Source organism: Cobetia sp. QF-1, assembly GCF_002213105.1.
GTDB lineage: Bacteria > Pseudomonadota > Gammaproteobacteria > Pseudomonadales > Halomonadaceae > Cobetia > Cobetia crustatorum.
Map to the genome: position 1 here is coordinate 724,756 of NZ_NBVS01000001.1, position 19,468 is coordinate 744,223.

The window sequence follows — 19,468 nt, forward strand, 5'->3', positions numbered from 1 at the left end:
AGCCCTTTCTTGTGTCACGGCTCGCGCGCGGCCTTTCGCTACTTCGCACCTCACTGTTCGTTCTGCATCCAGCTGGCATCCTTGAGCCACGGCCCCAGCTGACGACGCTGAAAGGCGCGGTCTCGCGTCCATTCATCGCTGCCCACGTGGGCATTGCCGAGCGGAAATTCGCCCAGTGCATCATCGGGGAAGCACAAGCTGTCGCGTCCGTTGATCGATAGCGAGTAGCAGCGGTCATGACTGATGACGCTGGTACGCATATAACGCCAGACACACTCCTTCATGAACCATTGATCGACATTCAGCGTCTCGACCTGCTGCAGCTGCCATTCGCTCAACATGCCTTCAAGCGATGGCAATACGCCAGCAACGCCACCCCACAGCCCTGCCAACACCAGATCAGTATGGCTCCACCAGTCACGCATCACGTGAAAGAAGCGTCCGGAGGTCAGCCACATCTGTACTGCGCGCACCTCACGCAGACTGATCACGCTGTCACAGTCACGCACCACGAAGTAGCCCACCGTGGGGTCATCCGCGACTGCGAATCGCCAACACAGCCGTTGGCGGAGGCTGTCACTGGCAGGCCGCTCCATCAGCTCGGCCCCTAGCTGGCGTGCCAGCGCCAGAAAGTCGTCAGGCACGCTAGCATCATGATGGAGGCGTACCCGCCAGCCCGGATACAGCACCGGCGCCAACAGCAGATTATGCAGCATGCCATTCAGATAGCGGGGCTCGCCACCCCACACGCCGAAGGACAACACACGCGTCTTGCCTGCCGTCAATGCACTCGGCGAGTCAGTCGGCAGCTGCCAGCCAGCTGCCAATGGCAAGCTGCCATGCTTGGCATCCTTGAGTGCAAGAGCACGGCTACCGTACTGGCGCGCCTTGTCATGACGTTTGAGCGATGCACAGCTACTGGCCAGCGAATCAAACAGCACAGGATTCGTGCACTGCTGCTCTACCAACACTTCTCCCGCCGCGCAGGATGCCACGCGCTCACCGGCCCGCGAAAGACACACCACATGATTGAGCGCGATCTCTTCATCCTGTGGGCATTCCGTGCGGCCATGCTCAAGAATCTGGCTGGCAGCGCGATAATCTCCCAACATGAACAGGTAGTAGGAAATCTGCTTGAAGAGCCCCGCGACACGCGGACGTGGCTGCCGATTGAAGTGCTCAATCAGCAGCTGTACAGCCTGAGGTCTGCGATCCGCTTGCCATGCCTGCTGGGCAGGCACGAACCACTCCCTCGGCACCGCCATCAGTCGTCGTCGCCACTGTGTCCTGCATTGCCAGCATGATCATTGCCACCCTCGGCACTATTGCCGCGTGCATAACGTGGGTCGGCCTGCTGATCAGCCTTCGACGGGCTAGAGAGGGTACGTGCATCATCCGGATCATGCGGATCACGTGATGCACGCCCAGGCGTGGCAGCCACTTTCGGAGCACCGCGCGCGAAGAAACGATGTCCGCAGGCATGGCAGGGTTCAAGCACGCATGGATGCGTCAGCGTGGTGGTCGCATCACAGTGCACGCAGTGCAGCAGGCCCGGTGCGATGACTTCACCACTGGTGTAGTCAGCGCGCGCAGCTTCTAGATCTTCCTCGAAATGCGCTTGATCAACGACGGTACGATCGGCAATCGACAGCAATGCGGAGCTGACACTGCGTGACAGCACGGAGAGGTCGATCCCCAGCCAGCTGGCAATACCTTCTCCGCCAGCCGCCAGGTGACGACGGAATTCGTGCATGTCGCGTTCGACCCAAGCACGTAGCAGCGCCAGCTCGTCGAGCGTGAACTCCTCGACCTCAGACTCGAAGCGCACTGCCTCGTCCAGTTCAGCCTTGAGGCCATCCCAGGACAGTTCACCGCTACTCTCTTCCAGGCGCGTCAGAATGCGGCCGTAGGCCTCTCCCAGTCGCCCTTCGCTCTCATTGTGCTGTTCCGTGGCCGGCATCGGCGTATCTTCAAAGCCGCTATCATGCGAGGAACCGCCACTCGCATCATGGCGCGCAGGGCTGATCGGGTCATGCGGATCACGGGATTCACGTTGCTGGCTCATGGACTCTCCTTGTGTCTTCACCTCCTCCCTAGGTGCAGGAGGGCGTGGCGCTCTACCTTCAGCATGGCGGCGTTGGCGTCGCTTCACAAGCCACACCCGAACACTCCCTGATGCACATCAGTCATGCAGCGCTTTTTCATGATGCTCACTCGCTACGCCCAGCAACAGCCTCCCCTACCTGAGGCTTGGCGTCTGGGGTAGACTTGGCGGTATCTCTGACAGTAATGGCACCTCGTCGTGCCTGCTCATTTCTTCACGCCCTGCCTGTCTCCCCGACAGGTATAGGCCAATGCCAAGGTAGTAACGGAACCGATGGACTCACAGGACGCTTCTCAACAGTACGCTCCCGATCAGATCGAACAGGCTGCACAGCAGTTCTGGGAGAAAAATCAGTGCTTCAAGGCGGTGGAAGATGCCAACCGCGAGAAGTTTTACTGCCTGTCGATGTTCCCCTACCCCAGCGGCAAGCTACATATGGGGCACGTACGCAACTACACCATCGGTGACGTGATCTCCCGTTTCCAACGCATGCAGGGCAAGAACGTGATGCAGCCGATGGGCTGGGATGCGTTTGGCCTGCCGGCAGAAAATGCTGCCATGAAGAACAACGTCCCGCCGGGCAAGTGGACGCATGAGAACATCGCCTACATGCGCGATCAGCTCAAGGCGCTGGGCTTTGCCTACGACTGGAGCCGTGAGTTCGCGACCTGCGATCTCGAATACTATCGCTGGGAGCAGTGGTTCTTCGCCAAGCTGGTCGAGAAGGGGGTCGTCTACAAGAAGAGCTCCATCGTCAACTGGGATCCGGCAGACCAGACCGTACTGGCCAACGAGCAAGTCATCGATGGCCGTGGCTGGCGTTCCGGCGCGCTGATCGAGCGCAAGGAAATCCCGCAGTGGTTCCTGCGCATCACCGACTATGCCGAAGAACTGCTGGCTGATCTCGACAAGGTCGAATGGCCGGAACAGGTCAAGACCATGCAGCGCAACTGGATAGGCAAGTCGCGCGGGGTTGAGCTGAGCTTCGGTCTCGATACCGCAGCAAGCCAGGTGCAGGAATCGCTGACCGTCTTCACCACCCGTCCGGATACCCTGATGGGCGTCACCTACGTCGGCGTCGCCGCTGCTCACCCGCTGGCCAAGGCCGCGGCAGAGCACAACCCGGCACTGGCCGAGTTCAACGCCGAGTGCGCGCGTGGTGGTACCAGCGAAGCCGACATGGCGACCATGGAAAAACGCGGCATGGACACAGGCTACAAGGCCATCCACCCGCTGACCGGCCGTGAAGTGCCGGTATTCGTCGCCAACTTCGTGCTGATGGAATACGGCACGGGTGCCGTGATGGCCGTGCCGGCACACGATGAGCGTGACCACGAATTCGCCACCAAGTACGAGCTGCCCATCGAAGCCGTGATCGCCGATGCTGAAGGCAACACGCCGGACATCAGCGAAGCCGCCTTCACCGAGCGCGGCGTACTGATCAACTCTGGCGAGTTCAATGGCCTCGACTTCGAGAGCGCCTTCGATGCCATTGCCAACCGCCTTGTCGAGCAGAACCGTGGCGAGATCAAGACCAACTTCCGTCTACGCGACTGGGGCGTATCCCGCCAGCGTTACTGGGGCGCGCCGATTCCGGTCAAGAACGGCCCGAACGGCGAATCCATCCCGCTGACCGACGCCGAGCTGCCGGTGGCGCTGCCGCTGGATGTCGAATTCGATGCCTCCGGCGGCTCACCGATCAAGAAGATGCCGTCCTTCAGTGACCTGGGCGATGGCTGGCAGCGCGAGACAGATACCTTCGATACCTTCATGGAATCTTCCTGGTACTACGCGCGTTTCTGCTGCGCGGACAACCACGATGCCATGCTGGACGAGCGCGCCAACTACTGGCTGCCGGTCGATTACTACATCGGCGGTATCGAGCACGCCATCCTGCACCTGCTCTACGCGCGCTTCTTCCACAAGCTGATGCGTGACTTCGGCCTGGTCGAAAGCAACGAGCCGTTCAAGCAGCTGCTGACCCAGGGCATGGTGATCGCGGATACCTTCTACCGCATCAACGAGAAAGGTGGCCGCGACTGGTTCAACCCGCTCGACGTTGAAGTGAAGACAGACGACAAGGGGCGTGCTCTCAGCGCCACATTGCTCTCGGATGGCCTGCCGGTGGTCATCGGAGGCACCGAGAAGATGTCCAAGTCCAAGAACAATGGCGTTGATCCGCAGTCGATGATCGACCGCTTCGGTGCTGATACCGTGCGCCTGTTCATGATGTTCGCCGCGCCGCCCGAACAGTCTCTGGAATGGTCTGACTCCGGTGTCGAAGGCGCGCACCGCTTCGTCAAGCGCGTCTGGCGTTTGGTCCACGAACACGTGGCAGCAGGTACTCCAGTCGCGCTCGACATGACCACCTTGAATGACGATCAGAAAGCACTGCGTCGCAAGACACACGAGACCATCGCCAAGTGCAGCGATGACATTGGCCGTCGCACCACCTTCAACACCGCAATTGCTGCCGTGATGGAGCTGGTCAATGCCATCAGCCGCTTCGAAGATACAAGCCCGCAAGGGTTGGCAGTCGCACGTGAAGCCGTCGAGGCTTGTGTGCTGCTGCTGTCGCCGATCATCCCGCACGCCACGCATACGCTGTGGGCCACGCTGGGGCACGCAGAAGCCGTGATCGATGCTCCGTGGCCGGCCACTGATGCTGATGCCATGAAGAAGGACAGCATCGAGCTGGTCGTGCAGGTCAATGGCAAGCTGCGCGCGCGTCTGTCCTTCCCGGCCGACGCTGATCGCGACACCATCGAAGCGGCAGCGCTGGCAGATGCCAATGTCGTCAAGTTCGTCGATGGAAAAACGGTTCGCAAGGTGATCGTGGTACCGGGAAAGTTGGTCAATATCGTTGCCAACTGATCCACGATACGACTAGATGCCCCGATGGCTTGAGCGATCAGGGCTCCGCTATCGGCTCAGAGGTTTCGCAAAATGCTCTGAGCCGATAGCAACCAAATTCTCGTGCATGGCCTGATGTTGTCCATTGTGACTCGCCATCAAGCCATGCCCTCGCAAGACATTCATGACACCCGCTCATGACAGGAGGTCACGGTGACGCAAGCGAATCATTCCATTGCATCTGTACGCGAATCAACGCGTATATCCCGCCGCGCTGGCCGCCGATTGCTAGCAGCATTCGGTGTTGGCATGGCGCTGACACTGAGCGGGTGCGGCTTTCAACTGCGCGGCCAGAACGATGCGCCAATGGCTATCACTCAGCTCGATGTCAAGGCACCGATCAGTGAGACCCACAGCGCGCTGCGTGACGCACTCAAACGTGCTGATATCAGTCTGAGTGACAGCGCTCCGCTCACGCTCAATCTGGGCAAGGTCAATGAAAACGTCCAGCAGGTGACCTTCGGTGACGCTGGCAGCATCAAGCGTGAGTTGACCTATAACATCGTCTACTCCATACAGCGCAAGTCCGACGGTGCCTATCTGGCCAACCAGCAAGTACTTGAGGCCAGCAGCAACTATTACACCAACGACGACAACCTGCTCAATACCGATGATGTCCGTGAGCGTGCTGGCCGGCAGATCAATCGTGACTTGAGTCGTCAGCTGCTGGAGCGCCTGCGCGTGATCACCCCCTGATTCAGAGGGCTCACTATTTCCGCTGACTGACAGGCACGGCTTCGCGATACCGGGCAACCGACTATCACGGAGCCGTGCCTGTCTGGGCCATCTTTTCGACCGAATGCAATGCGGCAGCCGCCGTTACGACATGTGCATGACCGAAGGACATTCATGAAGGTCTATCCCGACAAACTGGACGAGCAGCTCAGCAAACGCCTGTATCCCGTCTACATCGTGGCCGGTGACGAACCGCTCATTCATCAGGAGAGCTGCGATGCCATCCGCAAGGCAGCACGTGCTGCTGGTGTCGAAGAACGCGAAGTACTGCACGTCGAGAACGGCTTTCAGTGGGGGCGTCTGACCGAGTCGGCGGCGAGCATGTCACTGTTTGCCTCACGCAAGTTGATCGAGTTGCGTCTTGGTAGTCAGAGTGCAGGTCAGGAAGGTAGCAAGGTACTCAAAGCCTACGCCGAGCGAATCGAGAAGAATGGCGATATCCTGCTGATCACTGCTGCGCGACTTGATCGCAAGGTACAGCAGACAGCGTGGTTCAAGATTCTGGAAAAGGTAGGGGTCTTCGTCGCGGTATGGCCCGTTGATCACTCACGTCTGGGCTTCTGGATACGAGATCGCGCCCGGCTGCATGGACTGGAGTTGAATCAGGATGCCTCACGCCTGCTGGCCGAGCGTATTGAAGGCAACCTGCTGGCAGCGGATCAAGAGCTGCAGAAGCTCGCGTTGCTGCATCCGCCTGGCGCGCGACTGGATGGCAATGCCATTGCCCAGGGGGTCGAGGACAACGCTCGCTATGATGTCTTCACGCTGGCGGATGCCTGCCTGAAGGGTGAGATCGAACGCAGCGGACGTATCGTACTGGGCCTGCGCGGTGAAGGCGTCGAGCCCCCCGTCATTCTGTGGGCACTGACACGAGAGCTACGCACCCTGCTTTCGTTGCGCCAGCATCTTGATCAAGGCCAGAGTTTCGAGCACGCCTGCAAGGCCCAGAAGCCGATGATCTTCGACAAGCGTCGTCCCTTCTATCAGCAAGCGATCAATCGACTACCGCACAAACGCCTGCACAAGCTTCTGCTGTTCTCCCAGCGTCTTGACATGGCGGTCAAGGGTGGCATGGCATTGCCGGTATGGGATGGCATGGTCGATCTGGCGCTGACACTGGCCGGTGGCCGTGGGCCGCTGGCGGAACTGCCGCACGCCTACAAGGTGGTGTAACACCCGACGCTGTCATCGAGACATCCGGTCAGGTGCATGGATGCATAGATAGAACCCAAGAGACCCACTGGCATCATTGCCAGTGGGTCTCTTGGGTTCTTGGATCGAGACTCAGTGCGCTGCGTCGGCCTTCGACTTCACGAAGGCCGGATAGCCATAGAGCTTGCGCGGATTATCGCGGAAGATCTTCTCGCGCACCTCGCGCTCCGGCAACCAGTGTTGCATCAACTCGGCGAGCATATCTTCTTCCGGCATCTCGATACCGATATACGGATGCGGCCAATCACTGCCCCATATCACGCGTTCCGGATTGGCATTCACCAGCGCACGCGCCAGCGCGGTGACATCGGAATACGGCAGCCGCCCTCGCGTGGTCAGTCGATAAGGTGCCGACAGCTTGACCCAGGTCCGCCCCTGCTTGAGCATTCGACATAGTGCTGCAAAGCCTGTGCAATCCGGGCCACGCGTCGCGGCCAAGTGTCCCATATGATCAATCACCACAGGCACCGGCAGACTACCGAGGCGCGCTTCCATATCACGGAAGGTGGAAACATCAATCAGGCACTCAAGATGCCATTTGAAGCGCACCAGACGGTCCGCCAGCACCACGACATCCCGCCAGCGCAGGCCACCAGAGAAGATAAGATTAAGGCGTACCCCACACACACCCAGTGCCGAAAGGCGTTCCAGCTCCTCGTCACTGATATCGGGGCTGACGACCGCTATGCCCCGATAATCCAGCCCGCGCTCACGGCAGGCCACCAGGCTATCGCACAACAGTCGATTATCGTAACCATAGACACTGGGTTGAATGAACACACCATGACTGGTGCCCATCGCTTGATGCATTTCGAGCGCATCCTTGAGGCCGAATTCGGCAGGATTGTAGGTCCTATCCTCTGACAGCGGGTAACGTACCGAGTCGCCAAACAGGTGCAGGTGGCAATCAATACTGCCTGCCGGCAGTCGAAACGTCAGCGGATATGGCAAGGGCCGTGGCGGCACGGCGCTCGGCAGGTCCTGCTCGACATGATTCCAGTCCATCGATGCGGCTCCCTCGCGTAACCCCAATTCATCAAGTGTCAGACGGTCTTTGATAGCTATCGCCCCCTTCACGATACTGCGCTGACCGCCCTGATTCCAGACAAGAGAGTCTGGGCAAGCATTTCTAGACAATAAAAAAGCGGCATGTCCGAAGACATGCCGCTTTCTGTGTGGCTACCGCTGCGTTAGCGAGTGGCCGCTCAGTCAAGACGCTCGAAAATAGTCGCCACGCCCTGCCCCATGCCAATGCACATGGTTGCCAGACCAATGCGGGTATTCTGCTGTTTCATGACATTGAGCAACGTGGTGCAGATACGCGAGCCAGAGCAACCCAGCGGATGTCCCAGCGCGATGGCGCCACCGTTGAGATTGACCACCGCATCAGCACGCTCCAGTAGCCCGAGGTCCTTGAGCACCGGAATCGACTGCGCCGCAAAAGCTTCATTGAGCTCGACGGTCTGGATGTCGTCGATGGTCAGACCGGCTGCCTTGAGCGCCAACTTGGTCGCAGGCACCGGACCATAGCCCATGATGGAAGCATCACAACCTGCCACACCGGTCGCTAGTACACGAGCGATAGGCTTTAGGCCCAGCGCTTCAGCGCGCTCGGCGCTCATCACTGCCATGCCAGAGGCACCAACTGATAGCGCAGAGGACGTCCCTGCCGTCACGGTGCCACCTTTGGGATCAAACACCGGCTTCAGGTTGCCCATGGATTCCATGCTGGCATCGCCACGGATGACCTCATCACGCGTCACCAGCACACGGCGACCTTCAGCATCATGTCCTTCAACGCCGATGATCTCATTGTCGAAGCGGCCTTCATCCGCGGCTGACTGAGCACGCTGGTGAGAACGCACCCCGAATTCGTCCTGCTTCTCACGGCTGACACCGTGCATCTTGCCCAGCAACTCGGCTGTCAGACCCATCATCATTGCGGCCTTGGCAGCATACTTGCTGGCGCCCGGATTGATGTCGATGCCGTGTGCCATCGGCACGTGTTCCATGTGCTCGACGCCACCGATGATATAGAAGTCCCCCATACCGGCCTTGATATTGGCGGTCGCGATATGCAGCGCGCTCATCGAGGAACCACACAGACGGTTTACCGTCTGGGCCGGCACGCTACGCGGAATTCCAGTCATGATGGCGGCGTTACGCGCGATGTTCATGGCTTGCTCAAGGGTCTGGTTGACGCACCCCCAGATAATGTCGTCGACCTCAGCCGGTACGAGAGCTGGATTACGGTCAAACAGTGCCTGCATTACAGCGGCGGAGAGGTTCTCGGCCCGCACGTGGCGGAAGGCGCCGTTCTTGGTCTTGGCCATGGCGGTACGCACGCCATCGACGATTACCACATCTCTCGGGTTCAGGTTCATGGTCTGGCTCCCTCATGGCCCCCGCTCTCGCGTGAGCCTGAATTCTGGTCGGATGGTGCTAGCAGGCGCCCCCGTGGACAATGCCGTAACGGGAGCGCATCAGGGCCGTTGGCCCGCACGACAGGATCAGCCGTAGAAGGCTTCACCACGGGTAGCGCGCTCGCGCAGTGCGTCGGTCGGGCGATACAACGGACCCAGCTCTTCCGCGAGGCTATCAGCCAACGCCACAAACTCGGCGACACCCATCGCGTCCACATAACGCAATGCGCCACCACGGAACGGCGGGAAACCGATGCCGTAGATCAGCGCCATGTCGGCCTCTGCCGGCGAACCCACGATGTTGTCTTCCAAGCAGCGAATGGTTTCCATGCACAGAGGCACCATCATGCGCGCGATGATGTCTTCATCGGAGAACTCACGAGTCTCGGTGACGACCTCAGCCACCAGTGCCTGAGCGGCTTCATCCGACAATTTCTTCGGCTTGCCCTTGCGATCTTCCTCGTAACGATAGAAGCCAAGATCATTCTTCTGGCCAAGACGCTTGTTGTCGTACATCACCTGGATGGCAGTCTTTCCTTCGCGCGCCATGCGCTCCGGGAAACCTTCCGCCATCACGGCATTGGCGTGCACCGCAGTATCCATACCGACCACGTCGAGCAGATAGGCCGGACCCATCGGCCAGCCGAACTTCTCCATCACCTTGTCGACGCGCTGATAATCGGCGCCCTTCTCGACTAGCAGACTGAAGCCGCCGAAGTAAGGGAACAGTACGCGATTGACGAGGAAGCCTGGGCAGTCGTTGACCACAATCGGCGTCTTGCCCATCTGACGGGCATAAGCGACGGTCGCGGCGATGGCGGCATCACTGGATTTCTCGCCACGGATGACCTCCACCAACGGCATGCGGTGCACCGGGTTAAAGAAGTGCATGCCGCAGAAGTTCTCGGGACGTTTGAGCGATTCGGCCAGACGCGTGATGGAAATGGTCGAGGTATTGGATGTCAGGATGGTGTCATCGCCGACGTTGTCTTCAAGCTCCGCCAGCACGCCGGCCTTGACCTTGGGATTCTCGACCACGGCCTCGACGACCAGATCCACATTGCCGAAATCACCATAGCTGAGTGTCGGACGAATGTTGGACAGGCCCTGCGCCATCTTGTCAGTAGTCAGCTTGCCGCGCTCAAGCCCCTTGCCGAACAGCTTACGTGCTTCCTTGAGACCCAGCTCAATCGCATCACCATTGATGTCCTTCATCAGGATCGGCGTGCCCTTGCTGGCGCTCTGATAGGCAATGCCGCCGCCCATGATGCCGGCCCCCAACACCGCCGCCTGCTTGATCTCACGCGCCTGCTTTTCATGACCTTTAGCCTTCTTCTTGACCACCTGGTCGTTCATGAACAGGCCGACCAGATTGAACGCCACGTCTGTCAATGCCATGCGTGCGAAGGTCTTGGCTTCAATCGCCTGAGCCCGCTCACGAGATTCACCAGCGCCTTTCTGAATGACCTTGATCGCTTCGACCGGCGCGGGATAGTGCGGACCCGCCTTGCCAGCCACGAAGCCTTTGGCTGTCTCGAAGGCCATCATCTGTTCGATGGCATTGAGCTTGAGCGGTGACGTCTTCTCGAGACGACGCGCCTGCCAGTCCAGCTCGCCGCTATTGGCCCGCGCCAGAATGTCGAGTGCCGCAGCGTCCAGTTCAGCGACGGGCAGCACTGCATCCACGGCACCTGCTGCCAGCGCCTTGTCAGCACGATTCTCGGTACCACCACAGATCCACTCGATGGCGTTATCCGCCCCGATCAGACGCGGCAGGCGCACGCAGCCCGCCCAGCCCGGAATGATCCCGAGCTTGGTTTCCGGCAGGCCAATCTTGGCGCTGTCGGCCATGACACGAAAATCGGTGGTCAGGGTAATCTCACAACCACCGCCCAGTGCCAGGCCATTGATGGCCGTGACGGTGGGGAACGGCAGGTCTTCAATGGCATTGAAGATACCGTGGATGGTCATGTTCATGTCGATCAGGAAGGCTTCATCCTTCTCGAACATCTGATGGAATTCGGTGATGTCGGCGCCGACAATGAACGCCTCCTTGCCGGAGCGAATGACGAGCCCCTTCAGATCGGCAGTGGCCTTGATCGCCTCGACCGCCTCACCCAGCTCCTTGATCACATAGCTGGCCAGCTTGTTGACCGACTCGCCTTCGAGGTCGATGGTCAACAGGGCGATGGCATCCTGATTGGCCTCGACCGAAAGCGTTTTGCCTGAATAGATCATCCACGGATCTCCACAAGAGAAAGAGGTGGAGGCGGTCGCAACGGTGCTTGGCACTCGTGCAGCCGGCCTCGCCGGACTCGCCGCTGGCAGAGGTACCAAGAGAAATTTCAGACATTCCCCTCAGCGCTTCATACAAGCGTTTGAATAGAGTCAGCTTGGGCCAGCAGCCAACAAAGATCAAGCCTGCTGATATTAGCGAAAGGTCGTGGGTCGTGAATGTACACAAGGCAAGGAGAGTCTCAGTCGCTCTAAAATGACCGCAAGAGGGGTGACGCAGAATTTCGACAGCTCGCGTGACTGATAATCGACGCTACACCCAAGTGATGTCTCGCGTTACCCTGACATGCTTTTCCAATTTCTGCGTGAGGGCACTGGCCGTCACGCTTTCAAAGGCTTCACCGATACCATGCTTTCATGAGCACGACTCTCTCAGCCCTCTACCTGCGTCTGACAAACGTGGTCGAACACACCAAACGCTGGCACTGGCTCTGGCCACCTATCGGCTTTGCCGCGGGTATCGGCAGCTTCTTTCTCGTCAATCGCCAACAATGGTTAGGTGCCATGCTGGCAATTGGCATGCTACTGGCCTGGCTGATATTGATTACTGAAGGTCTGTGGAGTCGCTTTCGTCGCCATCGTGGCAAGAATGCCCTGCCGCGCAAGCTGGCTACCTTTGTGGCACAGCTGATTCAGCAGGAAACGCTGTGCTTTACGCTGCCCTTCTTCTTGGCCACCACCGACTGGGCCAGTGGCCAAGCCGGCTTTACACTGCTGATGTGTGGCGCGACTCTGTTGTCGATTCTTGACCCGTTCTATTACCGCCTGGCAGAGCGCCATCGCTGGCTGTATTTCGGTTTCCATGCGTTATGCGTGTTTGTCGTGGTGCTGGTCACTCTGCCGTTGATGCTGGAGCTGACGACCGGAGAGAGCCTGCTGGCCGCCTGTGGTGCCATGAGTCTATTTGCACTGCCCAGCGTGGCCAATCTACGGATTGCGCGCGGATTGACAGGCGGGCTTGCGATGATCGGGATCAGCGTGATGCTGGGTGTCGGTGCCTGGAGTGCACGAGCATGGATTCCCCCCGCCACCCTGTGGATCAATGAAAGCAGTCTATCGCCTGCGTTTGATACTGCCGCCCGCGCTCCGCAGGGCGAGATGCGTCTGACACCCGCTCAACTATCGGCCAATGGCCTGTATGCCTTCACTGCCATTCGTGCGCCACGTGGCCTGTCAGAGAAGGTCTATCACGTCTGGCGTCACGATGGCGAAGTCGTGGACCGCATCGCGCTCAACATCAATGGTGGGCGGGGCGAGGGGTATCGCGCATGGACTCACAAGACTGCCTTCCCGAGCGACAGTGACGGTGAGTGGCGTATTGATGTCGAAACCCTGAATGGCCAACGAATTGGTAGCCTGCGTTTTACGGTAAGTGATGATCCGTCACTCGCGACACTTGCCGACAGTAGTCTTAGCCATCCACCCGGCATTCCCGGCTGGAGAATCACCAACCTTATCCCGGGGTTATGAGGTGAACTTCTTGTCTGGAAGGCGTGATGAAATACCAGGATGAAACGGTCGGTTACCCGACCTTGGGCGTAAAATTCGTTCGCAGGCTTGTAATTACACTAGCTGCCTAGCATTCTGATAAGAAGGGCTGCGCAGATGCGCCATCGATAAAATGCCTATTCATTATTTGCACTCAGCGGACGACCTATCATGCATGAAGATATCGGACTCAAGCTTTCCCGCCTGCCGCGCCTATGGCGTGCCATCCTGGACCAGCGACTGTCCCCGCTGGGCCTCACCCAAACACGCTGGATGACGCTGGTTCATCTCTGGCGCATGGGCGATGGTCAGCCACAATGCGACTTGGCACGTTCCATCGGCATCGAGGCACCTTCACTGGTGCGCACGCTCGATCAACTCAGCGAGCAGGGGCTGGTCGAACGTCGCGCCTGCGAAGAAGACCGCCGTACCAAGCGCATATTCCTGACGCGTAAAGCGTTACCCCTGATAGAGAAGATTGACGCCATCGCCGAGCAGACGCGCGTCGAAATGCTCGAAGGACTCAGTGCCGAGCAGGTTGACCAGTTCTGCGAGTGTCTGATGGTGATGGAGAAAAATGGACTGGAGATTGCTGAGAAGGTGCCTGAAAACGCCTGATACCTGTCGAGTGTCCCGGCGTTTTCAGGCTCAAGATCATGCAGAGTTGCCTGATACCAGCGCTGAAAAGCGAGCACTGGAAAAGAGACACAGTCTCTGCAAGACAATAAAAAGCCCCTGTCGATCATGTCGACAGGGGCTTTTTATTGAATTTCGAGTCGAACTAGGAAGGCAGCGCTAGGCGTCAGGCATCTTCGGCTCAGTACCCACCAATGGCCGCCGCTTATGTGAGATTGGTGCCTTGTGGATCAACAACGCATGCAATGCCTCGAACTCGCGTCGCCACTCGGCACACCCTTCGACACTCAGACTCTCGCCCCACCACAGCGTCAGGCCGGAGAGTGATGCTTCCAACATCAATGCATCGTCTGGCAGCGTACGTGTGAGCTGTAGAATCGCCGCTGAGACGTCAGCGTCATCGGCGAGACGACTCTCTTCACGCCAGCGATAACCTGGCACCGCTTCACGCAGCGCCTCGCTGGCCCAGTCCTCGTGTACCAGAATAAACGGCGTCACATCGCGCTCAGTCGGCCAAGGGCGTCGATATCCCACGATGCCATTGGGAGCATCCGAGAGCACTGGGCGCTTGAGGTCCACCCGCATGCCATCCGCGATAACTGCCTTGCGCACCGACGCCGTTCGCGTCTCGCGCTTGCTGGGCCGTAACCAGGTCAGCGGCGACAGCATTGCCAGCATAATAAAGATAATGATCAGAGCAGTGGTCATGAAGTGTCCCGCTGGAGTATCAAAAAATTCCCGCGCTCATGTGCATATGAATGCGCCACAACGCTGGTTTCGGCATTTTTTCAGCGCTGTTGCGTATCACGCACTCTAAATACGTTGATGTACGTCATTGTCTTCAGGGGGGCGGCAAGCCTAGCATGGAAGCAGGTGTACGATGTCACTCGAATGGCCAACCCTCTGCAGGAGGATCTCAGGATGAGCAACGAATACAAGCATGTACTGGTCGCTGTCGACCTGACCAAGGATTCCCACCTGGTACTGGAGCGCGCACTGCCCATCGCTGAGCGGAACGGTGCCAAGGTCTCTATCATCCATACGCTGGAGCCATTGGGCTTCGCCTATGGCGGCGATATCCCGATGGACCTGACCAGCATTCAGGATCAGCTGGATTCCCACGCGCGTGAGCGTCTGGGTGACATTGCCACGCCCCACGGTATCGCCAACGAAGACCAGTATGTCGTGGTCGGTATGCCAGATAGCGAAATTCATCGCTTCGCCGCCGAACATGACGTGGATCTCATCGTGGTCGGCTCCCACGGCCGTCACGGTTTTGCCCTGCTATTGGGCTCTACCTCAACGGGTGTGCTGCATGGCGCCCAGTGTGACGTACTGGCGGTACGCGTCGGGGCTGATGACAGCGAAGAATGAAGTAACCACCGTTGTTAGTGGCAGCTGACAGGAGTCACAATCACTCACAACAAGGGCTGCCCATGGGCAGCCCTTGTTGTGACGACATGGTACTCGGTGTCGTCTATCAGCCTTCCTGCATAGCTTCGAGTTCCATCCAACGCTCCATTGTTTCTTCCAGCACTTTCTGCTTGTGACTGAGCTTCTCAAGCGTGGCGGTAATGGCCGTCGCCTCGCCAGCATAGAAACTCGGTGCTGCAATAGACGCCTCAAGCGCTGCGATCTCGCCCTCGAGTTTCTCGATGACCGCCGGAATCAAATCAAGCTCACGCTGAAACTTGTAGGCCAACTTGACCTTCTTGTTCGCCTGCTGCGCCTTGGCTTCCTCACGCTGACGGCGTTCATCTTCCTCGCGAGCTTCGCGCCGATGCTTTTCCTGACGCTCGCGTTCCTGCTCCCAGGGGGCAGACGGCAGACGTCCGCCCTGACGCACCCAGTCGCTGTAACCACCGACATAAGGTGTAACCTGTCCTTCACCCTCAAAGGCCAGAATGTTGGTGGCCACGTTGTCCATGAAGGCACGGTCGTGAGAAACCAACAGCACAGTGCCGTCGAAGTCGAGCAGTAGCTCTTCCAGCAGCTCCAGCGTCTCGACATCCAGGTCGTTGGTCGGCTCATCGAGTACCAGCACGTTGGCCGGCATGGTGAACAGACGCGCCAGCAGCAAGCGATTGGATTCACCACCTGACAGCGAGCGCACCGGCTGACGGGCACGGTCCGGCGTGAACAGGAAGTTCTGCAGATAGCTCATCACGTGCATGTCACGCCCGCCAACCGTGACACGGTCGCTGCCGCGCGCGACGTTATCGTAGACGGTGGCTTCCATGTCGAGGCCCTTGCGCAGCTGATCGAAGTAAGCGATCTGCAGCTTGGTCCCTTCGATGCGCTTGCCTTCACTGGCTTCGAGCTGGCCGAGCAGAATATGCAACAGTGTCGTCTTGCCCGCGCCGTTGCGACCCAGCAGACCGACCTTGTCGCCGCGCTGAATCTCGACACTCAGGTCACGGATAACCCACTGATCCTGCGTCTCATCGTAGCGATAACTGACATTTTCCAGCTCCACGACCCGCTTGCCACTGCGCTCGGCGGTGTCGACGGCGATACGCGCACGGCCCTGCACTTCGCGGCGCTGGCCACGTTCATCACGCATCTTCTCCAGTGCACGTACGCGGCCTTCGTTACGGGTGCGGCGCGCCTTGACCCCCTGCCGGATCCAGGTTTCTTCCTGAGCCAGCTTCTTGTCGAACTCGGAGTTCTCCTTCGCCTCGACGTCCATCTCATGCTGCTTCTGAGCTTGGTAGCCTTCGTAGTCGCCTGGATAACGTCCGAGACGGCCGCGATCCAGCTCCAGAATCTGGGTAGCAAGACGCTTGAGGAAGGCCCTATCGTGCGTGATGAACAGCACGGCGCCAGAGAAGGCGGCGACCTGCTCTTCCAGCCAGGCGATGGTGTCGAGATCCAGGTGGTTGGTCGGCTCATCGAGCAGCAGCAAGTCAGGGTCAGACACCAATGCACGCGCTAGAGCCACACGACGACGCCAGCCACCCGACAGGTCTTCCATCATCGTATCTTCCGGCAGACCTAGCCGGGTCAGCACGTTGTCGATGCGTTGCTGGAACTGCCAGCCATCGACGCTTTCCAGCGCGACCTGAACGTGTTCAAGGCGCTTGAGATCCGGGTCCGGATCGCTGACCAGATGATGGTACTCGGCCAACAAGGCCCCGGCCTTCGGGAGCCCTTCTGCGACGATATCAAAGATGGTGCGGCCTTCTGGAGCCGGCAGGTCCTGTGACAACACACCGATCTTGAGGCCAGGTGCCTTCCATATTTCACCGGCGTCCGCCTGGAACTCGCCGGTAATCAGCTTGAGCAGCGTGGACTTGCCCGTGCCGTTACGGCCAACAAGTGCCAGGCGCTCACCGCGCTCGACCACAAGGTCGGCGCCATTGAGCAAAACGTGGTGACCATAGGCCAGCTGAAGATTTTCCAGTCGTAACAATGCCATGTGCAACAGCGACTCGTGACGTGTCCATGGCCGGGAAGGCCACGGAGGAAGTGGGAATCTGACGGCGGGAGCCGTCGCCAGCGAGATTCGCTGGTGAATGAGGCCATTCTACCCGAGGCATGACGTGCAGGCGATGCACAGACAACGTTCGCGTTATCTGCAATAACGATCGAAGACTGAAATACAGGCTCGGCTTAGGTAGAATGGCGGACCGCACAATGGTCTGCTTGGCCGCTCCTTGTATTGTTTGCCTGTTCCATGACTATCTTCCCCGTGCCTACCTCCTCTGTCTTACCGTGATTCAAGGGTATCTGATGTCCGCACTTCTCCCGCATGCCGACCCCGCTGCTCTGCCGCGCTATTCCGTTGATGGTCTCTCTGACGTCGCACTTGCTGATGAATGTGCGGATCTGTCCCTTGACGAAGAAGGGAGAAAGGAAGCTCTGACTCGCTTGGCGCCGGAGCTACGCTTCGCTAGCCCAATGCCACTAGTGGATATCGGTGCCAACCTGACGCATGAAAGCTACGCCAGTGATATCGAAGGTGTGCTTCTGCGGGCTCGTGCTGCCGGTGTTCAACAGCAGATATTGACGGGGACAAGTCTCGATGGCTCACGTGATGCGCGTGGACTGGCCGCTCGCTATCACGGACTATTTTCCACTGCGGGCGTGCATCCTCACGATGCCAGTCAGTGGAACCGTAGTGTAGAGAGCGGTATCCGTGAGCTACTCAGCCAACCTGAGGTGGTCGCGGTAGGTGAATGCGGTCTCGACTTCAATCGTAATTTCTCGACACCTCAAGAACAGACACAGGCCTTTGAAGCCCAGCTGACATTGGCCGCTGAAAGTGGCCTTCCGCTCTTTCTTCATGAGCGCGATGCTGGCCGCCAGATGCTCGAGATGCTCACGCATTGGCGCGACGATATTTCGCATGCCGTGGTGCACTGTTTCACCGGCGAGCGCGATACGCTCTATGGTTATCTAGACTTGGATCTACATATTGGCCTGACCGGCTGGTTATGTGACGAACGCCGTGGCGAACATCTACGTAGCCTATGCCGCGAGATTCCGCTGGAGCGCTTGATGCTGGAAACGGATTGCCCCTACCTGGTGCCACGCAACCTGCCAGCAAAGCTAAAAGGCCGTCGCCACGAACCCTCGCTACTGGTGTGGATTCTGGCCGAGGTCGCGGCATTGCGTGACATGGAAATTGACGAATTAGCCGATGTCACCACCCGCACCGCCACGAGCTTCTTCCGTCTACCGACCTGCTGAGACTGAATTCGGAAGATCATTCTGGAAAAATACTCAGCATGCCTGCTAACACGCCATTACTTCCGATTTCACCTGCTGTGGACACGATCATGCACGAGTATGAACCCGAAACTGGCGACTTTCCGGCCTTCATCGCCGTCGAGACTGGAGAAGACTCTAGCCTACCGCTAGCCATCGCCTGGGCACTGCCTGACGGTCAGATGAAACATGTCTTGATCCAGCCTGACGATGAATGGCTCGATGATGAGCTACTCGAGCTAGGCGATTATAGCCTTGAGGACTTGAGGAGCTTCGGTGTCAGCCCACTCGACGTCCTCAAGGAGCTGGAGCAAGATTATTACCAGACCACGCTCTATACCACTGGCATCAATGATGATGAGCACTCTCTCGCGCGCCTGTTCGATGCTTACAACATGGACCCCTTCATCGAGTTCGCACCCGCGGAAGGGCTCTATCCTGAACTTTCACCAGGCGAGTGGGCGCGTGAGCGCAACAACATGATGTTTGAACAAGGCCTACAGCCTTTCCGCCCCGACAACGAAGTGCTGGTCATGCTCGCCATCCATACTCGCCTGCGTGGCGATGGCGTGCGTGGCGACGAGGTGATCAATGGCACTGGTCCGGATTATGAGATCGATTGGGAAGAGGATGTCTGACATCTACCCAGCATCGACCTGATGACGGATGTGCCATTGCTCGTAAGCGCTCAGAATACAAAATGCCCCGGCAACCATTGGTTGCCGGGGCATTTTTCATGTGCAGTACCGAGATGAGTACCAATCAGCACTTACGGCATCAGGCCTATCAGCTGGACTGACCACCATTACCGCCACTGGAGCGATTACGGCCCCCACGAGTACGGCGACGCGGCTGCTCATCCTTCGACGGCTGACCAGCCGATGTACGATTGCCATCAACCTCTGGGCGTGATGCAACACGATTACCATCAATTTCACGTGGTGCAGGCGCG

The 19,468-nt window shown here is 58.6% G+C and carries 15 protein-coding genes; 8 read left to right on the plus strand and 7 right to left on the minus strand.

Annotated elements, in window-relative coordinates; all coding sequences use genetic code 11:
• Nucleotides 1-50 precede the first annotated feature (50 nt).
• Nucleotides 51-1,241, minus strand: coding sequence for a M48 family metallopeptidase (locus tag CFN46_RS03220; RefSeq protein ID WP_024951409.1), 1,191 nt, complete (start codon nt 1,239-1,241; stop codon nt 51-53).
• Nucleotides 1,242-1,264: 23 nt separating this feature from the next.
• Nucleotides 1,265-2,065 carry a hypothetical protein gene (locus tag CFN46_RS17840; RefSeq protein ID WP_024951410.1) on the minus strand — a complete coding sequence of 267 codons (801 nt, stop codon included), beginning with the start codon at nt 2,063-2,065 and terminating at the stop codon, nt 1,265-1,267.
• Between the two features lie 312 nt (nt 2,066-2,377).
• Here CFN46_RS17840 and leuS point away from each other — a divergent pair, with 312 nt between their 5' ends.
• The 3 genes from leuS (at nt 2,378) to holA (ending at nt 6,925) form a co-directional block, all read left to right on the plus strand.
• Nucleotides 2,378-4,978 (plus strand): leucine--tRNA ligase, encoded by a 2,601-nt coding sequence (gene leuS, locus CFN46_RS03230; protein WP_088742646.1) that lies wholly within the window; start codon nt 2,378-2,380, stop codon nt 4,976-4,978.
• 192 nt (nt 4,979-5,170) lie between these two features.
• Entirely contained in the window at nt 5,171-5,713 is a 543-nt protein-coding gene (gene lptE, locus CFN46_RS03235) for an LPS assembly lipoprotein LptE (protein ID WP_024951411.1), read from the plus strand.
• 153 nt (nt 5,714-5,866) lie between these two features.
• Nucleotides 5,867-6,925 (plus strand): DNA polymerase III subunit delta, encoded by a 1,059-nt coding sequence (gene holA / locus CFN46_RS03240; protein ID WP_024951412.1) that lies wholly within the window; start codon nt 5,867-5,869, stop codon nt 6,923-6,925.
• Nucleotides 6,926-7,036: 111 nt separating this feature from the next.
• On the opposite strand, the gene CFN46_RS03245 is transcribed toward holA, so the two are convergent.
• The 3 genes from CFN46_RS03245 to fadB all read right to left on the minus strand — a co-directional run bounded on the left by CFN46_RS03245 (nt 7,037) and on the right by fadB (nt 11,625).
• The gene (locus CFN46_RS03245) at nt 7,037-7,969 is read right to left on the minus strand and encodes an amidohydrolase (RefSeq protein WP_088742647.1); all 933 of its coding nucleotides are present in this window, start codon (nt 7,967-7,969) and stop codon (nt 7,037-7,039) included.
• 200 nt (nt 7,970-8,169) lie between these two features.
• A complete protein-coding gene (fadA, locus tag CFN46_RS03250) occupies nt 8,170-9,348 on the minus strand; it encodes an acetyl-CoA C-acyltransferase FadA (protein WP_024951414.1) in 1,179 nt (392 codons plus the stop codon).
• A 126-nt stretch (nt 9,349-9,474) separates the two neighbouring features.
• Entirely contained in the window at nt 9,475-11,625 is a 2,151-nt protein-coding gene (gene fadB, locus CFN46_RS03255; protein WP_088742648.1) for a fatty acid oxidation complex subunit alpha FadB, read from the minus strand.
• 414 nt (nt 11,626-12,039) lie between these two features.
• On the opposite strand from fadB, the gene CFN46_RS03260 reads away from it, so the two are divergent.
• Nucleotides 12,040-13,152, plus strand: a complete 1,113-nt coding sequence (locus CFN46_RS03260) for a DUF5924 family protein (protein WP_024951416.1) — start codon at nt 12,040-12,042, stop codon at nt 13,150-13,152.
• A gap of 189 nt (nt 13,153-13,341) precedes the next feature.
• Nucleotides 13,342-13,788 carry a transcriptional regulator SlyA gene (gene slyA, locus CFN46_RS03265; protein ID WP_088742649.1) on the plus strand — a complete coding sequence of 149 codons (447 nt, stop codon included), beginning with the start codon at nt 13,342-13,344 and terminating at the stop codon, nt 13,786-13,788.
• A 177-nt stretch (nt 13,789-13,965) separates the two neighbouring features.
• On the opposite strand, the gene CFN46_RS03270 is transcribed toward slyA, so the two are convergent.
• Complete coding sequence (locus CFN46_RS03270) at nt 13,966-14,514, minus strand: hypothetical protein (RefSeq protein WP_024951417.1); 549 nt, start codon at nt 14,512-14,514, stop codon at nt 13,966-13,968.
• Between the two features lie 213 nt (nt 14,515-14,727).
• Here CFN46_RS03270 and CFN46_RS03275 point away from each other — a divergent pair, with 213 nt between their 5' ends.
• Entirely contained in the window at nt 14,728-15,180 is a 453-nt protein-coding gene (locus CFN46_RS03275; RefSeq protein WP_024951418.1) for a universal stress protein, read from the plus strand.
• Between the two features lie 106 nt (nt 15,181-15,286).
• Here CFN46_RS03275 and CFN46_RS03280 read toward each other — a convergent pair whose 3' ends face one another.
• Complete coding sequence (locus CFN46_RS03280) at nt 15,287-17,224, minus strand: ATP-binding cassette domain-containing protein (protein WP_024953382.1); 1,938 nt, start codon at nt 17,222-17,224, stop codon at nt 15,287-15,289.
• A gap of 482 nt (nt 17,225-17,706) precedes the next feature.
• Here CFN46_RS03280 and CFN46_RS03285 point away from each other — a divergent pair, with 482 nt between their 5' ends.
• Nucleotides 17,707-18,498 carry a TatD family hydrolase gene (locus tag CFN46_RS03285; RefSeq protein ID WP_051511154.1) on the plus strand — a complete coding sequence of 264 codons (792 nt, stop codon included), beginning with the start codon at nt 17,707-17,709 and terminating at the stop codon, nt 18,496-18,498.
• Between the two features lie 89 nt (nt 18,499-18,587).
• Nucleotides 18,588-19,154: a hypothetical protein gene (locus tag CFN46_RS03290; RefSeq protein ID WP_246116624.1), complete on the plus strand. Its 567-nt coding sequence runs from the start codon at nt 18,588-18,590 to the stop codon at nt 19,152-19,154.
• Nucleotides 19,155-19,468 lie beyond the last annotated feature (314 nt).